Annotated in this window: 12 protein-coding genes; 6 read left to right on the forward strand and 6 right to left on the reverse strand. The window is 72.8% G+C overall.

What is annotated here, in order from left to right:
* Positions 1-81 precede the first annotated feature (81 nt).
* The 4 genes from AC3IYJ_RS06040 (at position 82) to AC3IYJ_RS06055 (ending at position 4,488) form a co-directional block, all read left to right on the forward strand.
* The gene (locus tag AC3IYJ_RS06040) at positions 82-1,647 is read left to right on the forward strand and encodes a sugar ABC transporter ATP-binding protein (RefSeq protein WP_489400310.1); all 1,566 of its coding nucleotides are present in this window, start codon (positions 82-84) and stop codon (positions 1,645-1,647) included.
* A complete protein-coding gene (locus AC3IYJ_RS06045) occupies positions 1,644-2,687 on the forward strand; it encodes an ABC transporter permease (protein ID WP_489400311.1) in 1,044 nt (347 codons plus the stop codon). The genes AC3IYJ_RS06040 and AC3IYJ_RS06045 overlap by 4 nt, the downstream gene beginning before the upstream one ends.
* 46 nt (positions 2,688-2,733) lie before the next feature.
* The gene (locus tag AC3IYJ_RS06050; RefSeq protein ID WP_489400312.1) at positions 2,734-3,882 is read left to right on the forward strand and encodes a substrate-binding domain-containing protein; all 1,149 of its coding nucleotides are present in this window, start codon (positions 2,734-2,736) and stop codon (positions 3,880-3,882) included.
* Positions 3,883-3,951: 69 nt separating this feature from the next.
* The gene (locus tag AC3IYJ_RS06055) at positions 3,952-4,488 is read left to right on the forward strand and encodes a SixA phosphatase family protein (protein WP_489400313.1); all 537 of its coding nucleotides are present in this window, start codon (positions 3,952-3,954) and stop codon (positions 4,486-4,488) included.
* Positions 4,489-4,509: 21 nt separating this feature from the next.
* Here the strand turns inward: AC3IYJ_RS06055 and AC3IYJ_RS06060 are convergent, their stop codons facing one another.
* Positions 4,510-6,582, reverse strand: a complete 2,073-nt coding sequence (locus AC3IYJ_RS06060) for a SpoIIE family protein phosphatase (protein ID WP_489400314.1) — start codon at positions 6,580-6,582, stop codon at positions 4,510-4,512.
* A gap of 243 nt (positions 6,583-6,825) precedes the next feature.
* Here AC3IYJ_RS06060 and AC3IYJ_RS06065 point away from each other — a divergent pair, with 243 nt between their 5' ends.
* Positions 6,826-7,539: a M24 family metallopeptidase gene (locus tag AC3IYJ_RS06065; protein WP_489400315.1), complete on the forward strand. Its 714-nt coding sequence runs from the start codon at positions 6,826-6,828 to the stop codon at positions 7,537-7,539.
* Positions 7,540-7,578: 39 nt separating this feature from the next.
* Here AC3IYJ_RS06065 and AC3IYJ_RS06070 read toward each other — a convergent pair whose 3' ends face one another.
* Positions 7,579-8,385, reverse strand: coding sequence for a TrmB family transcriptional regulator (locus AC3IYJ_RS06070; protein ID WP_489400316.1), 807 nt, complete (start codon positions 8,383-8,385; stop codon positions 7,579-7,581).
* 247 nt (positions 8,386-8,632) lie between these two features.
* On the opposite strand from AC3IYJ_RS06070, the gene AC3IYJ_RS06075 reads away from it, so the two are divergent.
* Positions 8,633-10,651: a putative Ig domain-containing protein gene (locus tag AC3IYJ_RS06075; protein ID WP_489400317.1), complete on the forward strand. Its 2,019-nt coding sequence runs from the start codon at positions 8,633-8,635 to the stop codon at positions 10,649-10,651.
* A 105-nt stretch (positions 10,652-10,756) separates the two neighbouring features.
* Here AC3IYJ_RS06075 and AC3IYJ_RS06080 read toward each other — a convergent pair whose 3' ends face one another.
* From AC3IYJ_RS06080 to AC3IYJ_RS06095, 4 genes are all read right to left on the reverse strand, one after another.
* Positions 10,757-11,854, reverse strand: coding sequence for an alpha/beta hydrolase (locus AC3IYJ_RS06080; protein ID WP_489400318.1), 1,098 nt, complete (start codon positions 11,852-11,854; stop codon positions 10,757-10,759).
* Positions 11,855-11,929: 75 nt separating this feature from the next.
* Positions 11,930-13,123: a glycoside hydrolase family 183 protein gene (locus AC3IYJ_RS06085; RefSeq protein ID WP_489400319.1), complete on the reverse strand. Its 1,194-nt coding sequence runs from the start codon at positions 13,121-13,123 to the stop codon at positions 11,930-11,932.
* Between the two features lie 236 nt (positions 13,124-13,359).
* Positions 13,360-14,814 (reverse strand): serine/threonine-protein kinase, encoded by a 1,455-nt coding sequence (locus AC3IYJ_RS06090; RefSeq protein ID WP_489400320.1) that lies wholly within the window; start codon positions 14,812-14,814, stop codon positions 13,360-13,362.
* An 82-nt stretch (positions 14,815-14,896) separates the two neighbouring features.
* A complete protein-coding gene (locus tag AC3IYJ_RS06095; protein ID WP_489400321.1) occupies positions 14,897-15,685 on the reverse strand; it encodes a serine/threonine protein kinase in 789 nt (262 codons plus the stop codon).
* Between the last annotated feature and the right edge of the window lie 29 nt (positions 15,686-15,714).

Here is a 15,714-nt window from a genome sequence, read left to right on the forward strand (position 1 = left end):
TGATTGCCCCCGGCTCCGATTAGCATCCTCCCTGTCCCGCCCTCCCGAGAGGGGGATCCGAGGTCGGCCCCGGAGACATCCGTGCATGACGCTCATGACGCTTCCGACAGCTCGACGAGCCACCCGCACGGTCACTTCGGCGGGGAACCGCTCGTGCGGATACGCGGTCTCGGCAAGCGGTTCGGCGGCACCGTCGCACTGGAGGCGGTCGGCCTTGACCTCCACCGCGGCAGCGTGCTCGCCCTCCTAGGACCCAACGGCGCCGGAAAGTCCACGCTCATCAAGGTGCTCGCCGGGGTCCACCGGGCCGACGAGGGCGAGGTGACGGTGGCCGGGCACCCGCTCGGGTCCGTAGCCGCCTCCGGGAAGATGTCCTTCATCCACCAGGACCTCGGTCTGGTCGAGTGGATGACCGTCGCCGAGAACATCGCCCTGGGGACGGGCTACCCGCGCCGCCACGGCCTGATCTCCTGGCGGCGGACCCGGGAGCAGTGCGCCGAGGCCCTGCGGATCGTCGCCGGACACCTGGACGCCGACGCCCGGATCGCGGACCTGGCTCCTGCCGAGCGTTCCCTGGTGGCCATCGCCCGAGCCCTCGCGCGACGGACGGAGCTCTTCGTCCTCGACGAGCCGACCGCCACGCTGCCCGCCGCGGACTGCGCCCGGCTCTTCGACGTCCTGCACGCACTGCGCGACCGGGGGCACGCCGTCCTGTACGTAAGCCACCGGCTCGACGAGGTGTACCGGGTCGCCGACGCGTTCGCCGTTCTGCGCGACGGCCGCCTCGTCAGCGCGGGGCCGCTGGCCGGTTACGGTCCCGCCCGTCTGGTCCACGACATCGCGGGCGGCTCACCGGCCCGGCGCGGGCCCGCCGCAGCCGTGCCCACCGGCCGTCCTCCCCGGCTGGGCCTCGACTCCGTGACGACGCGGCGGACCCGGCCCGTCAGCCTGGATCTGGCGCCCGGGGAGATCCTCGGCATGGTCGGGCTGACCGGCGCCGGCCACATGCACCTGGGCCGCGCCCTGGCCGGCGCGCTGCCCCTGCTCGGCGGGCGGGCGGTGCTCGACGGGCGCCCATACCACCCGCGCACCGTGGCCGCCGCACTCGGCCGGGGGGTCGGCTTCGTGGGTGCGAACCGCCAGGAGGAGGGCTGCGCACCCGATCTGACGGTCCGGGAGAACTTCCTGGCCAACCCGCGGGCGGCCGGTGTGCCGGCGTGGCGCTGGCTCGGCCCGCGGCGCGAGCGGCGCGAGGCCGCGGCCCTGATCGAACGCTTCTCGGTGCGCCCCCCGGACAGCGAGGTGCCCTTCGCCACCCTGTCGGGCGGCCATCAGCAGAAGGTGGTGCTCGGCCGGGCGCTCCGCGGGCGGCTGCGGCTGCTGATCCTGGAGGAGCCGACCGCGAGCGTGGACGTCGGCGCCAAGGCGGCGATCCACCGCTTCCTCGACGAAGCGGCCTCCGAGGGGCTGGCGGTCCTGCTGGTGTCCAGCGACTTCGAGGAGGTCGCGGACCTCTGCCACCGCGCCCTGGTCTTCGTACGCGGTTCGGTGGTGGCCGAGCTCTCGGGCGGCGCGCTGACGCCCGCCGAACTCACCCGTGCCGCCTCGGCCATGCCCGCGATCACCGGAAGCACGAAGGCCCTGTGACCCCCCGGTCCCCGCGCGGACACGTCATCGGAACCTATGGCCTGCCGGCCCTGACCGTCCTGCTCTTCCTGGTCTTCTCCATCGTCCTTCCGGACACCTTCCCCACCCGGGAGAACGTGTCCTCGATCCTCTCCAACCAGTCGGTCCCCGCCCTCCTCGCACTCGGGGCGACGATCCCCATCGTGACCGGCAAGTTCGACCTGTCCATCGGGTACGGGCTGGGCCTGGCGCACGTGCTGGTGATGTACCTCGTCGTCGAGGCGGGGACGCCCTGGCCGCTCGCCGCTCTCGCCGTCGTCCTCGGCGGGGCGCTGGTCGGCGCCCTGAACGGTGCCGTCGTCGAATTCGCCCGGATCGACTCCTTCATCGCCACGCTCGGCACCGGCAGCATCATGTACGCGCTCACCGGATGGCTCACTGACGGCAGCCGGATCGTGCCCGGCCCGAAGGGCCTTCCGGCCTCCTTCACCGGCCTCTACGACGCCCGTTTCCTCGGTCTGCCCGTGCCCGCCTTCTACGTCCTCGCCGCCGTCGTCGTCCTCTGGGTGGTGCTGGAACGGCTGCCCTTCGGCCGGTACCTGTACGTCGTCGGTTCCAACCCCCGCGCCGCCGGCATCATCGGCATCCCCGCCCACAGGTACTCGGTCTACGCCTTCGCCGGATCGGGCCTGGTCGTGGGCGTCTCGGGGGTCCTGCTCGCCGCGCAGCAGCAGATCGGCAACCCAAGCGTCGGCCTGGACTACCTGCTGCCCGCCTTCGTCGGCGCGCTGCTCGGCTCCACCACGATCAGGCCCGGCCGCGCCAACGCCCTCGGAACGCTGGTGGCCGTCAGTGTGCTCGCCGTCGGGCTCGCCGGGATCGGCCAGCTCGGTGCCCAGTTCTGGGCCACGCCGCTGTTCAACGGGGGCACGCTGCTGATGGCGGTCGGCCTGGCCGGCTACGCGGCCAGGAGGCGGCTGCGCACACGGGCCGCGACCGAGCCTGCCCTGCCCGAGGAACCTCCCGGGCCGTCGGCGGCGCGGGCCGCCGGATCCCCGTAGAACCAGTCACCGCCCGGTCAGGAGCGTCAGGACCATCAGGAGAACCGTGTACCCGAATCGCACCGGCGTCCTCGCGGCCGCGGCCCTCTGGGCGGCCGCCGCCACTCTCGTCGCGGGCTGCGGAGGCGACTCGTCGCGGACCTCTGCGGCGGCCTCGTCCCCGGCCGCCGGCTGCCCGGCCGCACTCGGACGGGCCAAGGAGGCCGTCGAACGGGCCGAGCGTACGGGCCTCGCCTGGGACGGCCCTACGACCGGCCCCCGGGCGGTTCCCGACAAGACCGTCGTCTATGTCGCCCAGACCATGACCAACCCCGGTGTAGCCGGAGTCGCCAAGGGCGTCCGGGAAGCCGCGGCGGCCATCGGCTGGCAGGTCCGGGTGATCGACGGGGACGGCACCCCCGCGGGTATCCAGGCCGCGCTCAGCCAGGCGGTCACCCTCAAGCCCTCGGGCATCGTCATCGGCGGCTTCGATCCGCTGCTCACCGCGGAGCAGACCGCGCGGGCAGCGGCCGCGGGAATCCCGTTGATCGGCTGGCACGCGGTCGACTCCCCCGGACCGAGTACGAATCCCCGGCTGTTCACCAACATCACCACGAAGGTGGACGAGGTCGCCAGGGTGACCGCGGACTGGGTCATCGCCCGCTCCGGGGGCAACGCCGGGGTCGTCCTCTTCACCGACGACTCCATCCCGTTCGCCCGCAACAAGTCCGAGCTGATCAAACGACAGCTCGCCACCTGCCCCGGAGTGACGCTGCTGACGACCGAGAACATCCCGATCCCGGACGCGAGTCAGCGCACCCCGAGGGAGGTCTCCTCCCTGATTTCCCGCTTCCGGGACCAATGGACCCACTCCGTCGCGATCAACGACCTCTACTTCGCCGACGCCGCCCCCGCGCTGCAGGCCGCCGGACGCCCCGGCGAGGGGCCGCCCTTCAACATCGGCGCGGGCGACGGCGATCCTTCCGCCTTCCAGCGCATCGACAGCCGGCGCTTCCAGGCCGCCACCATCCCCGAACCGCTGGCGCAGCAGGGGTGGCAGATCGTCGACGAGCTCAACCGCGCCTTCGCCGGCCGGCCCGCCAGCGGCTACGTCGCACCCGCTCACGTGGTGACGGCCGAGAACAGCGGCGGGGCCACGTCCTGGGATCCCCGGGGCTACCAGGACGCGTACCGGAGCATCTGGCAGGGCCAGTGACCCGGGCCCCTCGACACCGTGGACCGGGGAGCGGGGACCGTGCGAGGCTGAGGTCATGAGGCCGAGGTCATGAGCACCCGATCCGCCGCCCGCCTGGTGCTGCTGCGCCACGCCAAATCCGCCTGGCCCGACGTCGCGGACCACGAGCGGCCGCTGGGCCCGCGCGGTCTGCGGGACGCGCCCGCGGCGGGCCGCTGGCTGCGCGACGCCGACTGCGCGCCCGCGCTGGTGATCTGTTCCACCGCCCGGCGGACCCGCGAGACCTGGGCGCTGGCGGCCGGGCAACTGGGCGCCGAGGTCCCGGTGCGCTTCGACGAGCGGGTGTACGCCGCCGAGCCGGAGGACCTGCTGGAGGTGGTGTCCGAAGTGCCGGAGGAGGTACGGACGCTGCTGCTCGTCGGCCACAACCCGGGCCTGGAGGATCTGGCCGTCAGGCTCGCCGGGGAGGCCGCGGACCCCACGGAGGCCCAGGAGCTCGAGCGCCTGTCCCAGAAGTTCCCGACGTCCGCGATCGCGGTGCTCGCCTGCCCCGGCCCCTGGCGGGAACTCGCGCCGGGCTCGGCCCGGTTGACCCGCTTCGCCGTCCCCCGGGGCACCGCCCGCTGACGTACGCCTGCGGCATCCGCCTCACGCCACCGCGCCAATGCAGGCGACCAGGAGCGCGACGTCGTCGTCGGCCGCCGCCGGAACCAGGTGGGTGATCAGCGAGTCGCACAGGTGGTCCAGCTGCCGCTGCGGATCCGCGAGCAGTCGCGTCAGCTCGGCGAGCCGCTCGTCGAGGTCACTGCCCCGGGCTTCGATCAGTCCGTCGGTGTAGAGCACCAGGAGGCTGCCGGGAGGCACGGTGATCTCGGTGGGAGTGAAGGCGACGCCCCCGACCCCCAGGGGGACGCCGGGCGGGGTGTCCAGGAGCCGGACCGTGCCGTCGGGGAGCACGAGTGCGGGTGGCGGGTGTCCGGCCCGGGTGACGGTGCACTGTCCGGTGGCCGGGTCGCAGACGACGTACAGGAAGGTGGCCAGCATCGGCTCGGCCAGATCGCCGAGGACGGCTTCCAGCTGGTGCAGCAGCCGTACGGGCGAAAGGTCCAGGCGCGCGAGGGCCCGTACGGAGGCGGACAGCCGGCCCATGACCGCGGCGGCGGCGATGCCGTGCCCCATGACGTCGCCGATGAGCAGGGCGGCCTTGCCGCCGGACACGGGCAGGACGTCGTACCAGTCCCCGCCGATCTCGTTGACGTCGCTCGCGGGGAGGTAGCGGTGGCTGACCGCGATGCCGGGCGGCGAGGTGATGTGCTGCGGGAGCATGCTGCGCTGGAGGACGACCGCTGTGTCGTGCTCGTGGTGGTAGAGCCGGGCGTTGTCGATGCTGAGCGCGGCGCGGGCGGCGAGTTCACCGGCGAGGGTGACGTCCTCGGATCCGAAGGGTCCGACCGGGCGGGTGCGGTAGAAGGTGGCGACTCCGAGCACCGTGTCCCGGGCCACCAGGGGCACCATGACCAGTGAGTGCACGCCCACCGCGACCAGCTGTGCGGGCTCGGCTGAGTACCGGGCGGCGGGGGCGACGGCCTGTTCGTCGAGACGGCTGGTCAGGAAGGGGTGCCGGGCCACGAGGGCCTGGGTGTAGGGGGCGGCGACGGGGAAGAGGAGCGTCCTGCCGAGGGGGGCGAGGACGTCGGTCACCTTGGATCCGGACAACGGGGCCTTGCCGAGGCGCCGCAGGGCGACCCCGCCGGTCAGCCCCATGCCGGGCTCGTCCCCGCGCGCCAGCGCGTCCAGGACGTCCACGGTGACGGCGTCGGCGAGGCGCGGTACGGCGAGATCGGCGAGTTCCTGAGCGGTGCGCTCCAGGTCGAGGCTGGAGCCGACGCGGATACTGGCCTCGCTGAGCATGGCGAGCCGGCGCCTTGCGGCTTCGGCTTCGAGGTGGTCGCGCTGCTGCTCGGTGATGTCGACGAGCGAGGCGATGACGCCGATCGACATGCCGGCGGGATCCTCCACCCGGACGTAGGAGCACGACCACACACGGTCGTGGTCCGGTTCCGCCGGGGTCCGTCCGGTACGGCGACGGTCCAGGACCGGCCGCCCGGTCTCCAGCACCTGCAGCATGGCCTCCTCCATCTCGCGGGCGTTCACCTCCGGGAGGATCTGGGCCAGGCGACGTCCTACGTGTGCCGATTCCGGCAGGCCGTTCATGACTTCGAGCGCGGCGTTGACCTGCAGGAACCGCAGCTGCGAGTCGAGGATCGCGATGCCGACCGGGGAGCGGGCGAACAGGCCGTCCCACACCGCCGACGACCCCCGGATACGGCGTGCCGCGTGGGCGTCGGCGGCGAAGGCCAGCACCGTGGCCGCGCCGTGCCGGCGGTCGGACACCGGCGAGGCCCAGATCTCCACCTCCAGGGGGTGCCCGTCGCGGTGCCAGGCGGTCACCGTGCCCATCACGCCCCGTCCGGCAGCCGCGGCTTCCCACAGGGAGCGGCCCAGGCTGCGATCGGATCCCGGATGGAGGAGGTCCGCGATGTTGCGCCCCAGCATCTGCGGCGGGGCGTAGCCGAGCAATTCCTGCGCGACCTGGTTCCAGCGCACGATGGTTCCGTCGGCGCTGGTGGCCACCATCGCGACCGGCAGCGCGCCGAGCCAGCCGCCGGCCGCCTGCGCGGCGCCGCTGATCAGCTCGTCGACGGGGCTGCGCTCGTTCATCCGGCACCGGTCTCCACAGATCCATCGTCTGCCCGGTCGGTACGACACCGCCTCCCGGGGCCGCATCCGCGCCTCCGGGGGCGGGGGCGCGCCGGGCGTGGTTCATAGGTATCGCCAGGTCACGGCCGGGTTCCGGGCTCGGGAACTGGTGGGGCAACCACTGCACATCCGGTGGGCGGCGGCGTTGACTGATGGGGCTCCCGACAGGTCGAGCGCACCGGCGGCAGGAAGAGGGAGAGCACCATGGCGGTTCCCGACCGGATGGACGAGCGGCTACGGGCCTTGCGGCTGGTGGAGGCGCAGCGGATGGCCCAGGCCGTGTTCGCGCAGGTGGAGCGGGGTGGCCTCGTCGTACCGGGCCGCACCGAGCGCGAGGTGGACGCCCTGGTCAGGGAGGTGGCGGAGGGCGTCTTCGGCCCCGGCGCGGGCCGGCCGGGACGGATGGTGCGCTCGGGCCCGCACACGGTGCTCCCGTACGGGCAGGAGCCGCCGGATCGCGTGATCGGCGTGGACGAGACCGTCGTACTGGACTTCGGGCCGCTCCTGGCGGGGCACGAGACCGACTTCGCCCGTACCGTCGTCCTCGGCGACGACCCGGGCCGGCACCGGCTCGTCGAGGACCTGGCCGGGGTGGGCGCGGCGGCCCGCGAGGTGTTCCTCGGGGAGGACGGGATCACCGGCAGACAGCTGCAGGCGGAGGTCCGGTCCCTGGCCGCCCGGGCGGGCCGGACGCTCGGCACGTGGCACGTCGGCCGCCTCAGCGGACAGGCCCCGGCTTCGGGCACCTGCGGCGCCTGCGGAATCCGGCCCGAGTGCTTCATCGGCCCGGACAACGATCAGCCGCTGCGCCGCACCGTGGGAGGGGGATGGCGGGCCCACTGGATCCTGGAGATCCGTCTGGTCGACTCGTACCGCGGCTGCGGCGGCTCCTTCAAGCAGCTCCTCGACCTGGTCTGACACCGGACACCCCGCACGGCGGGATCCGGAGGGGACGGCCTACGAGGGGAGCCCCACGGACTGCTCCCAGACCGTCAGGAACGACAGCCGCAGGCAGCCGGCGAGCGCCGGGTGTTCGATGTACAGGGCGGTGGTGGCCCCGGTCTCGGCCATCGGGTCGGGCATGTCGCACAGGACGAGCGAAGCGTCGGCGACGATCAGCTTCATCGGGAGTTCCGGGGCGAAGCGCGACTCCTCGCCCGCTTCGCCGAAGCGGCGCACGTTCTCCAGCACCTCCGCGTCGCCGAGCGCGTCGTGGGTGTAGACGGCGCGGGCCGTGCCGCCGGAGCGACGCAGCCGGTGGACCGCTTCGACTCCCTCGCTGTTGGCCGCGGGCGCGACGAAGGGCGGCTTGCAGAAGCTGAGGAGCTCGTGGGTGGCCTGCTCCTGGATGCTCGCGAACCGTTCGGCGATCGCCTTGGGGTCGCGCAGCACTTCGATGTAGTCGAGCGGGTCGGTGTGGGTGCGCCCGGCGGTCCAGACCGGGGTCAGCGCCGCCGCGAGGGCGGCCGAGGTCCGGTCCAGCCGTTCCAGCGACTCCCTCTGGAGGGCCATCAGCCGGGTGAGGGCCAGGTCTGGTGCCACGGCGGAGAAGGCCGCCACCCGGCCGGGGCGCGGGATGGCCAGACGCCTGCGCACCAGTGCGTCGAGCACGTCGTACACCCGCTGGCGCGGGACGTCCGCTGCGCGCGCGACCTCCGCGGCGGTGTACGACTCCCGCCTCACCAGGGTGAGGTAGACCCGCGCCTCGTAGCGCGAAAGACCAAGCCCTACAAGGTCGTTGACCGCAGCGTCGTCCAACTTCATGGCAGCACACGCTATACCCGGAGTTCACTGACCGAAAGCAATCCTTTGCACTCGGCGGGTATTCCCTTGGCCCTGCTCCTCACTACCTTCGTCGATGGCCACCACTGAACGTGGTGACAGTCGCACCAATGAACCCGCGCCACTCGTCGTCCGCGGCGTCCCGCCTGTTTTGACATGTCATGCGCATGCCATTTCGCCATGTCATTTCGCGCCGGCCACATCCCACGCCGCGGTGATCCAACCCCCCATGGAGGGCAGTTCATTGCAATCGAAACCCGCCAGCCGCGCCAGAAGCCTGACGCGTCGCGCCACGACGGCCGCACTCGGGGCCGCGGCCCTGATATCCGGCGGCTTACTCGCCGTGGCCTCCCCGTCGTCGGCCTCGACGGCGCCCGCCACCGCCGCCGCCGCCGTGCACACCCAGCGGCTCTGCTCGGAGCCCGCGAAGGCCGGTTTCATGGCCTGCCACGCGCTGGCCCGCACCGACCTCGAGCAGCAGCTCGCCCTCGCCCCGAACATCCTGCCGTCCGGCTACGGCCCCACCGATCTGCAGGGCGCGTACGCCCTTCCGGCCTCGGCCGGCGCCGGGGCGACGGTCGCCATCATCGACGCCTACGACGACCCGAACGCCGAGTCCGACCTGGCGACCTACCGCTCCCAGTACGGCCTCCCGGCCTGCACCACCGCCAACGGCTGCTTCAAGAAGGTCGACCAGAACGGCGGCACCAACTACCCGACCGCCGACTCCGGTTGGGCGGGTGAGATCTCCCTCGACGTGGACATGGTCAGCGCCGTCTGCCCGCAGTGCCACATCCTGCTGGTCGAGGCGGACCAGCCGTCCATGGCCGACCTGGGCACGGCCGTCAACCGCGCGGTGACCATGGGGGCCAAGTACGTCTCCAACAGCTACGGCGGCGGCGAGGACTCCACCGACGCGAGCTCCGACGCCTCGTACTTCAACCACCCCGGCGTCGCGATCACCGTCAGTTCCGGTGACAGCGGCTACGGGGTCGAGTACCCCGCGGCCTCCCAGTACGTCACCTCCGTGGGCGGCACCTCGCTGAGCCGCGCCGGCGGCACCACGCGCGGCTGGTCCGAATCCGTCTGGGGCACCAGCTCCGGCGGCAACGGAGCGGGCTCCGGCTGCTCGGGCTTCACCACCAAGCCGTCCTGGCAGAGCGACAGCGGCTGCGCCAAGCGCACCGTCGCCGACGTCTCGGCGGTCGCCGACCCGGCCACCGGCCTCGCCGTCTACGACAGCTACCAGGCCAGCGGCTGGAACGTCTACGGCGGCACCAGCGCCTCCGCGCCGATCATCGCCTCCGTCTACGCCCTCGCCGGCGCCCCGGCCGCGGGCAGCTACCCGTCCTCGTTCCCGTACGCCCACACCTCCTCGCTCAACGACGTGACCAGCGGCGCCAACGGCTCCTGCGGCAGCAGCTACCTCTGCACCGCCAAGTCCGGCTACGACGGCCCGACCGGCCTCGGCACCCCCAACGGCGTCGCCGCCTTCACGAGCGGCTCCACCGGCGGGAACACCGTGACGGTGACCAACCCCGGCAGCCGGAGCACCACCGTCAACACCGCCGCCTCCCTCCAGGTCCAGGCCACCGACTCCGCGAGCGGCCAGACCCTCGCCTACAGCGCCACCGGACTCCCGCCGGGCCTGTCCATCAACGCCTCGACCGGCCTGATCAGCGGCACCCCGACCACCGCGGGCAACTACGGCGTCACGGTCACCGCCAAGGACACCACCAACGCGGCCGGCAGCACCTCCTTCACCTGGACCGTCACCCCGACCGGCAGCACCTGCGGCGCCACGCAGCTCCTCGGCAACCCGGGCTTCGAAACCGGCAGCGCCGCCCCCTGGACCGCCACCACCGGCGTGGTCGACAACGGCAGCGGTGAGGCCGCCCACTCCGGCTCCTGGAAGGCCTGGCTGAACGGCTACGGCTCCACGCACACCGACTCGCTCTCCCAGTCGGTGACGATCCCGAACGGCTGCCACGCCACCCTCAGCTACTACCTGCACGTCGACACCGCGGAGACGACCACTACCACCGCCTACGACAAGCTGACGGTGCAGGCCAACTCCACCACCCTGGCCTCGTACTCCAACCTCAACAAGAACACCGGCTACGTCCAGAAGACCTTCGACCTGTCCTCCTTCGCGGGGCAGACGGTGACGCTCAAGTTCACCGGCACCGAGGACTCCAGCCTGCAGACCTCGTTCGTCATCGACGACACCTCGGTCAGCACCAACTGATGCGCGCATGAAGGGGACGGGCCCGGACCGATGCCATCGGTCCGGGCCCGTCCGGCCGGTTCGGCGATCGGGCGCGCCGTGTGCTGATGCCGTGCGTCGGGGGCCTCAGCCCGCCGAGGCGAAAGCGGCCGCCAGACGCGGTACGTAGTCCGCGAACGCGGGGGCCCAGCAGCCGTAGTTGTGGGCGCCGTCGCACGTGGGGGACAGCGTCGATCCGTTCCCGTAGTCGACGAAGCGGGTGGGGATCCCGAGCCCGCCCAGCCGGGCGTTGACGGTCTTGGACGCGATCTCGGTGTACACGTCGATGGGGCCCTGGTTGCCGGTGTAGAGCGTGACCCCGGTGCCTGCGAGCCTGGCGAGGTTGGCCGTGGCGGCCGGGTTGACCTCGTTCCACACGTGGTCCGCGTTGAAGAAGGGGTAGGGGCTGCCGAAGATCGCGTCGCTGTCGACGTAGGCGCCGTAGCCCGTGCACTGGCCGGTCCCGGAGGTGCTGACCGCGCACCACGCGCCCGTGAGGTTGAGCTCGGTGGCCAGCACCGCGCCGCGGATCTCGGCCATGCCGAAGTCGATGCCGCCGGACAGCGAGGCGACCTGGCCGAACAGGTCGGGCCGGGCCTCGGCGTAGCGCAGGGCCCCGTAGCCGCCCATCGAGAGTCCGGCGACGGCCCGGTGGGCGCGGTCGGGCACGGTGCGCAGGTTGGCGTCGATGAAGGGGACCACCTGCTGGAGGTGGAAGGTCTCCCAGTTCGCCGCGCCGAGCGCGGTGTTCTGCATGCGCCAGTTGGCGAACCAGCCCTTGAGCCCGGCGTCCGGCACCACGGTGATCATCGAGTCGGAGTGCAGGGCGGGGGCGGCAGCGGCGTCGTCCACCGTGCCGCCGCCGCCGTGCAGGAAGTACGCCACCGGCCACCGCTTGCCGGGGTCCGCCGCGTAGCCGCCGGGCAGGAAGACGCGGATCTTGTGCCGGCCCGAGAGCTGCGGGGTGGTCACCGTGATCGTGAAATCGGTGGCGGACCTCACTTCGGTGGCGTCGGCGACCCGGGTCAGGCCGTAGCCGTCGGTGAAGACCGGGATCGCCGGGGTGTCGGCGTGGGCCGCCGGACCGACGACGGACACGAGTACAAGGGTCACCGCCGCCGTGGCGGCGGCTCCGAGGGCCCGGGCGGCGGTGCGCAAGCGTACGCCGGACAGGGGGGACGTCAAGGCGGTCTCTCTTCTGTCGGAGGTGGAGGGACGGAGGGGCGGAGAGGTGGAGGGGTACGGCCGGTCGCGCTCCGCCTACGGGTTGATCCCGTCGTACTGGAGCACACGGTAGGGCGCCTGCCCCGGCTGTCCGTTCCACTGCGAGACGATGACGGTCAGGGAAGTGGCGCTCGCGCTGCCGGGGTGGATGTATCCGCCGTAGAGCGTGGGAACCTGCGGCTTGCCCCAATGGCTCGCCGGCCATGCGTTGTTGCCGACGATCTGGATCTTGGGCGCCGACCACACGGCATCGGGCCGGGACGCGGTGCGCGTGCAGATCGCGTACTCGTCCACGTCGAAGTAGCTCATGCAGTAGCGGTTGCCGATGCGCTTGACGGAGAACTCACCGATCTTGTTCCCGGACAGGATGACCGTCGGCCCGACCTCGTTGGTCCACTGCCAGGCACCCCTGAGGTAGGCCCAGTTCTGCTGGGCGCCGAAGTTCCCGGCGCGGAAGTCCTCGGGCCGGATGCGGAACAGCTGGATCGCGCCGCCGTCCCCGGTGTTGATGTGCGTGCCGTTCCAGCGCTTGGAGAAGATGTACAGCCAGCCGTCGGGGTCGATGCCCGCGAAGGACCACATCCCGTACATGCTCTGGTTGCCGCCCGTGCGGTCACCGGCCCAGTGGTACGGGTAGTCGTGCCAGGTCACTCCGTGGTCGTCGGAGTAGGCCACCCCCGACATCAGCGAACCGTCCCAGCCCGCGGGCGGGGTCCAGGTGAACACCGAGGTGTACTGGATGTAGGTGCGGCCGCCGAACTCGATGCAGTCGTTGGGGATGCGGGTGACCTCGGTGTCCCCGTACCCGTTGTCCTCCCCGCGCCGGTAGTCGAAGAGCTGGCGGGGCTGGCCGCCGCTGGGCATGGCCCAGGTGAAGGAGATCGGGGTCCCGCCGGAGGCGTCGAACCGCGCCTGGTTGAGCATCACCGGGGAACCGATCATGGTGCCGGACTGTCCGGGGCCGGCCCAGGTGTCGCCGAAGACGTAGCCCCAGCTCCCGTCGTGCTCCCGGTAGTAGGGGATGCACAGGTCGCTGGAGCCGAGGCCCTGGCGGCTCGCCGAGTCCCCGGGCTGCTCGCACAGGGGAGTGCCGCGCTGGGCCGCGGCGGCGGGAGTGGCCCCGAGCACGGTGGCCCCGAGGGCGCCGGCACCGACGGCCAGTCCCGCGCCGGTCCGCAGGACCGACCGGCGGGAGATCTCGGGGCGCTCCGGCTGTGATGAGAAGGGCATGGTGGTCTGTTCCTCCTGGAACGGTGGGTGTGGGCGGCGGGGGCGGATCCGCGAAGACTGCCGGGGCTGCCCCCGGGCCAACCGAGTCCGGCCGGCCTCGGGTAACGGCCCCTCCCCCTCACGGGGACGTGGCAGGGGGCGAGCGCGGTCCGCACTCCGCCGCCGGTCAACCTAGGCGCGGGGCGCGCGGCCGGACACCCGGAACGATCCGGGGTGACGCCGAAGGCCCGCCCCGGCTACGGTCGGGACGAAGAGCGCGGGCACTCGGGGAGCGCGGGCCGGTCCTGGGTGCGGACGGCGGGCAGCCAGGCGGTGGAGCGCGCGGAACCGGGCGGGAGGTGGACCCGGTACCACTCGTCGGACGCGGCGTCCGTCTCGTCGATGATGGGCGTCCCCCCGGCCAACCGGCAGTCGACGTCCAGGACATCGCCGTGCCACACCCGTGTGGGTACGACGTTCTCGACGGTGTAGGCCCGCAGGGGGTCGATCGCCAGCCCGAGGCTGCACGGCGCGTCGCGCTCCGGGTGCTGCCTGCACTTCGCGTCGGCGTTGAACACCCGGACCCGGGCGGCGGGCGCGGCCGGTCCGCCCGCGGAGGCGGCCGCGCCGTCGCCCACGGCGACCGACCAGAGCACCGCCGCCGTCACGCACACCTTGAGGAGGGCGAGTGCCGTGCGGTTCCGCCGGGTCGTACGGGTGCCGGGGGGCGTACGGGTTCCAGGGCCGCTACGGGGTCCACTCGCGCGGTGGTCCTGCGCAGGCACGGCCCCCGCGTCCGTGCCGCTCGCGGCGGCGATCCGCGCCAGCAGGCTCTCGGCGGTGTGCCGGGCGCGGGCGGCGTGGGTGGGGGCCAGACAGTCGGCGACCAGCGCACGCCAGAAGGGCGGCAGCTCGTGGTGGAGGCGCAACCGGGCGCGGCCGTCGGCGTATTCCTGTGTGGCGGCGCCGCGCGAGACCGGGGTGGCACCGGGGAACGGCGGGGCCCCGGAGGCGAACGCCTCGTGGATCATGACGCCCAGGGCCCAGATGTCCACGCTCGGCCGGATCTCGACGCCCCTCTCCCCTAGCGGGGCCCTCCAGCGCTCCGGAGGCAGGTAGTCCGCGGTCCCCATGGGCGGGGCGAAGCCGTGGGTTCCGCGGGTGCCGGTCAGCTCCGTGGCGAGCCCGAAGTCCGAGAGCCTGACCGACCCGTCCGCCATGATCAGGACGTTCTCCGGTTTGAGGTCGCCGTGCACCCAGCCGCTGCTGTGGAGATGGGCCAGCCCCTCGCAGATGCCGACGACCAGGCGCGCCGCCTCCCGCGCCGTCACCCCGGTGTCCAGCAGGTCCCGCAGGCTGCACCGGGCCCGCTCCATGACCAGCACGATCGCACCGTCCAGGCTCGGCCGGTCCGGGTCACTGAGCACGACGGAGTCCAGTAGCCCGATCAGCCTCGGGTGCCGGGCCCGGCGGCCGAGTTCGGCCTCCCGCCGGGCGGATTCGGCGACCTTGCGGGCCTGGCGCGGCGCGAGTCCGGCGGTCTGCAGGAACTTCAGCGCGACCTCGTCCCCGCCGTCGACGGCCCGTGCGGAATGGACGGTCGACCAGCCGCCGGCCCCGATCAGTTCGGCGACCTCCCAGCGGGCCACGCGGTAGCCGCGCGGGGGCAGTTCCGTACGGTCGCTTCCCAATGCCCCGGCCGATCCGTGCATGCTCTCCCCCTCGCGCGCTTCGCGTCCCGCGTTCCGTGCCGCCGCCCTCTTCGCCCCTTCGCCCCTTCGCCCCGGCCCTCCGCTAGCGGATGTCCGCGGCCGCCCGGGGCGGCAGCAGCCCGAGGTGCTCCTCGCGCACGAGGCCGAACCGCAGCGCGATCCCGACGACGGTCTCCCTCTTGCCGTTGCGCCGGGCGCCCCGGCCGGAATCGCCCTCCTGCGGTCCGCGCAGCCGCATCTTCTCCTGGGCCAGGTAGTCGATGTGCGAGCTGACCGCCCGGCCCGTGAGCCCGGCGCCCGCGGCCAGTGGTTTCAGCCGCTCGACGATCTGCGGGGTGGTCGGCACCGCCAGCGGGGATTCGTCGCGCAGTCTCGGCTCGCAGAGCGCGACCAGGACCAGGAAGTACATGGCCGTCTCGTCCAGGGAGTACGCCGTGACGGTGCGGCTCCCCCATCCGGCGCCCATGCTGTCCGGATCCAGATAGACGTGGTCCGGGGCGAAGACCTGGAAGGCGACGGTGGCGCCGCCGCGGGTGGGCAGCACGACGCGGGAGAACTCGAAGGGGATGGGTGCTCCGGCCCGTCGTGGCGGAACCCTCAGGTACTCCCCCGCTCCCTCGGGGTTCTCCACCAGGTAGCTCTGGGTCGTGCTGTGGTTGCTGAGCTGCCAGTGGTCCTCCGCCACCCGGATCTCCCCGGCCAGCCGGGAGATCGCCGGATCGTCGAGGCGGAGCTCGACCGGGGTCCTCTCGGAGCCCCGCCCGAACCGTGCCGACTGGCCGGGGCCGAGCCGCAGGGTCACGGCATCGGCGCGGCCCGGCGCGCCGAAGTCGCCGCCGCCCCCCGGCAGGTGAATCACTATCCCGCTCATCGCCCCACCGCCCGCTCGGCCAGACCTCG

The organism is Streptomyces sp. GL_140, assembly GCF_057834465.1.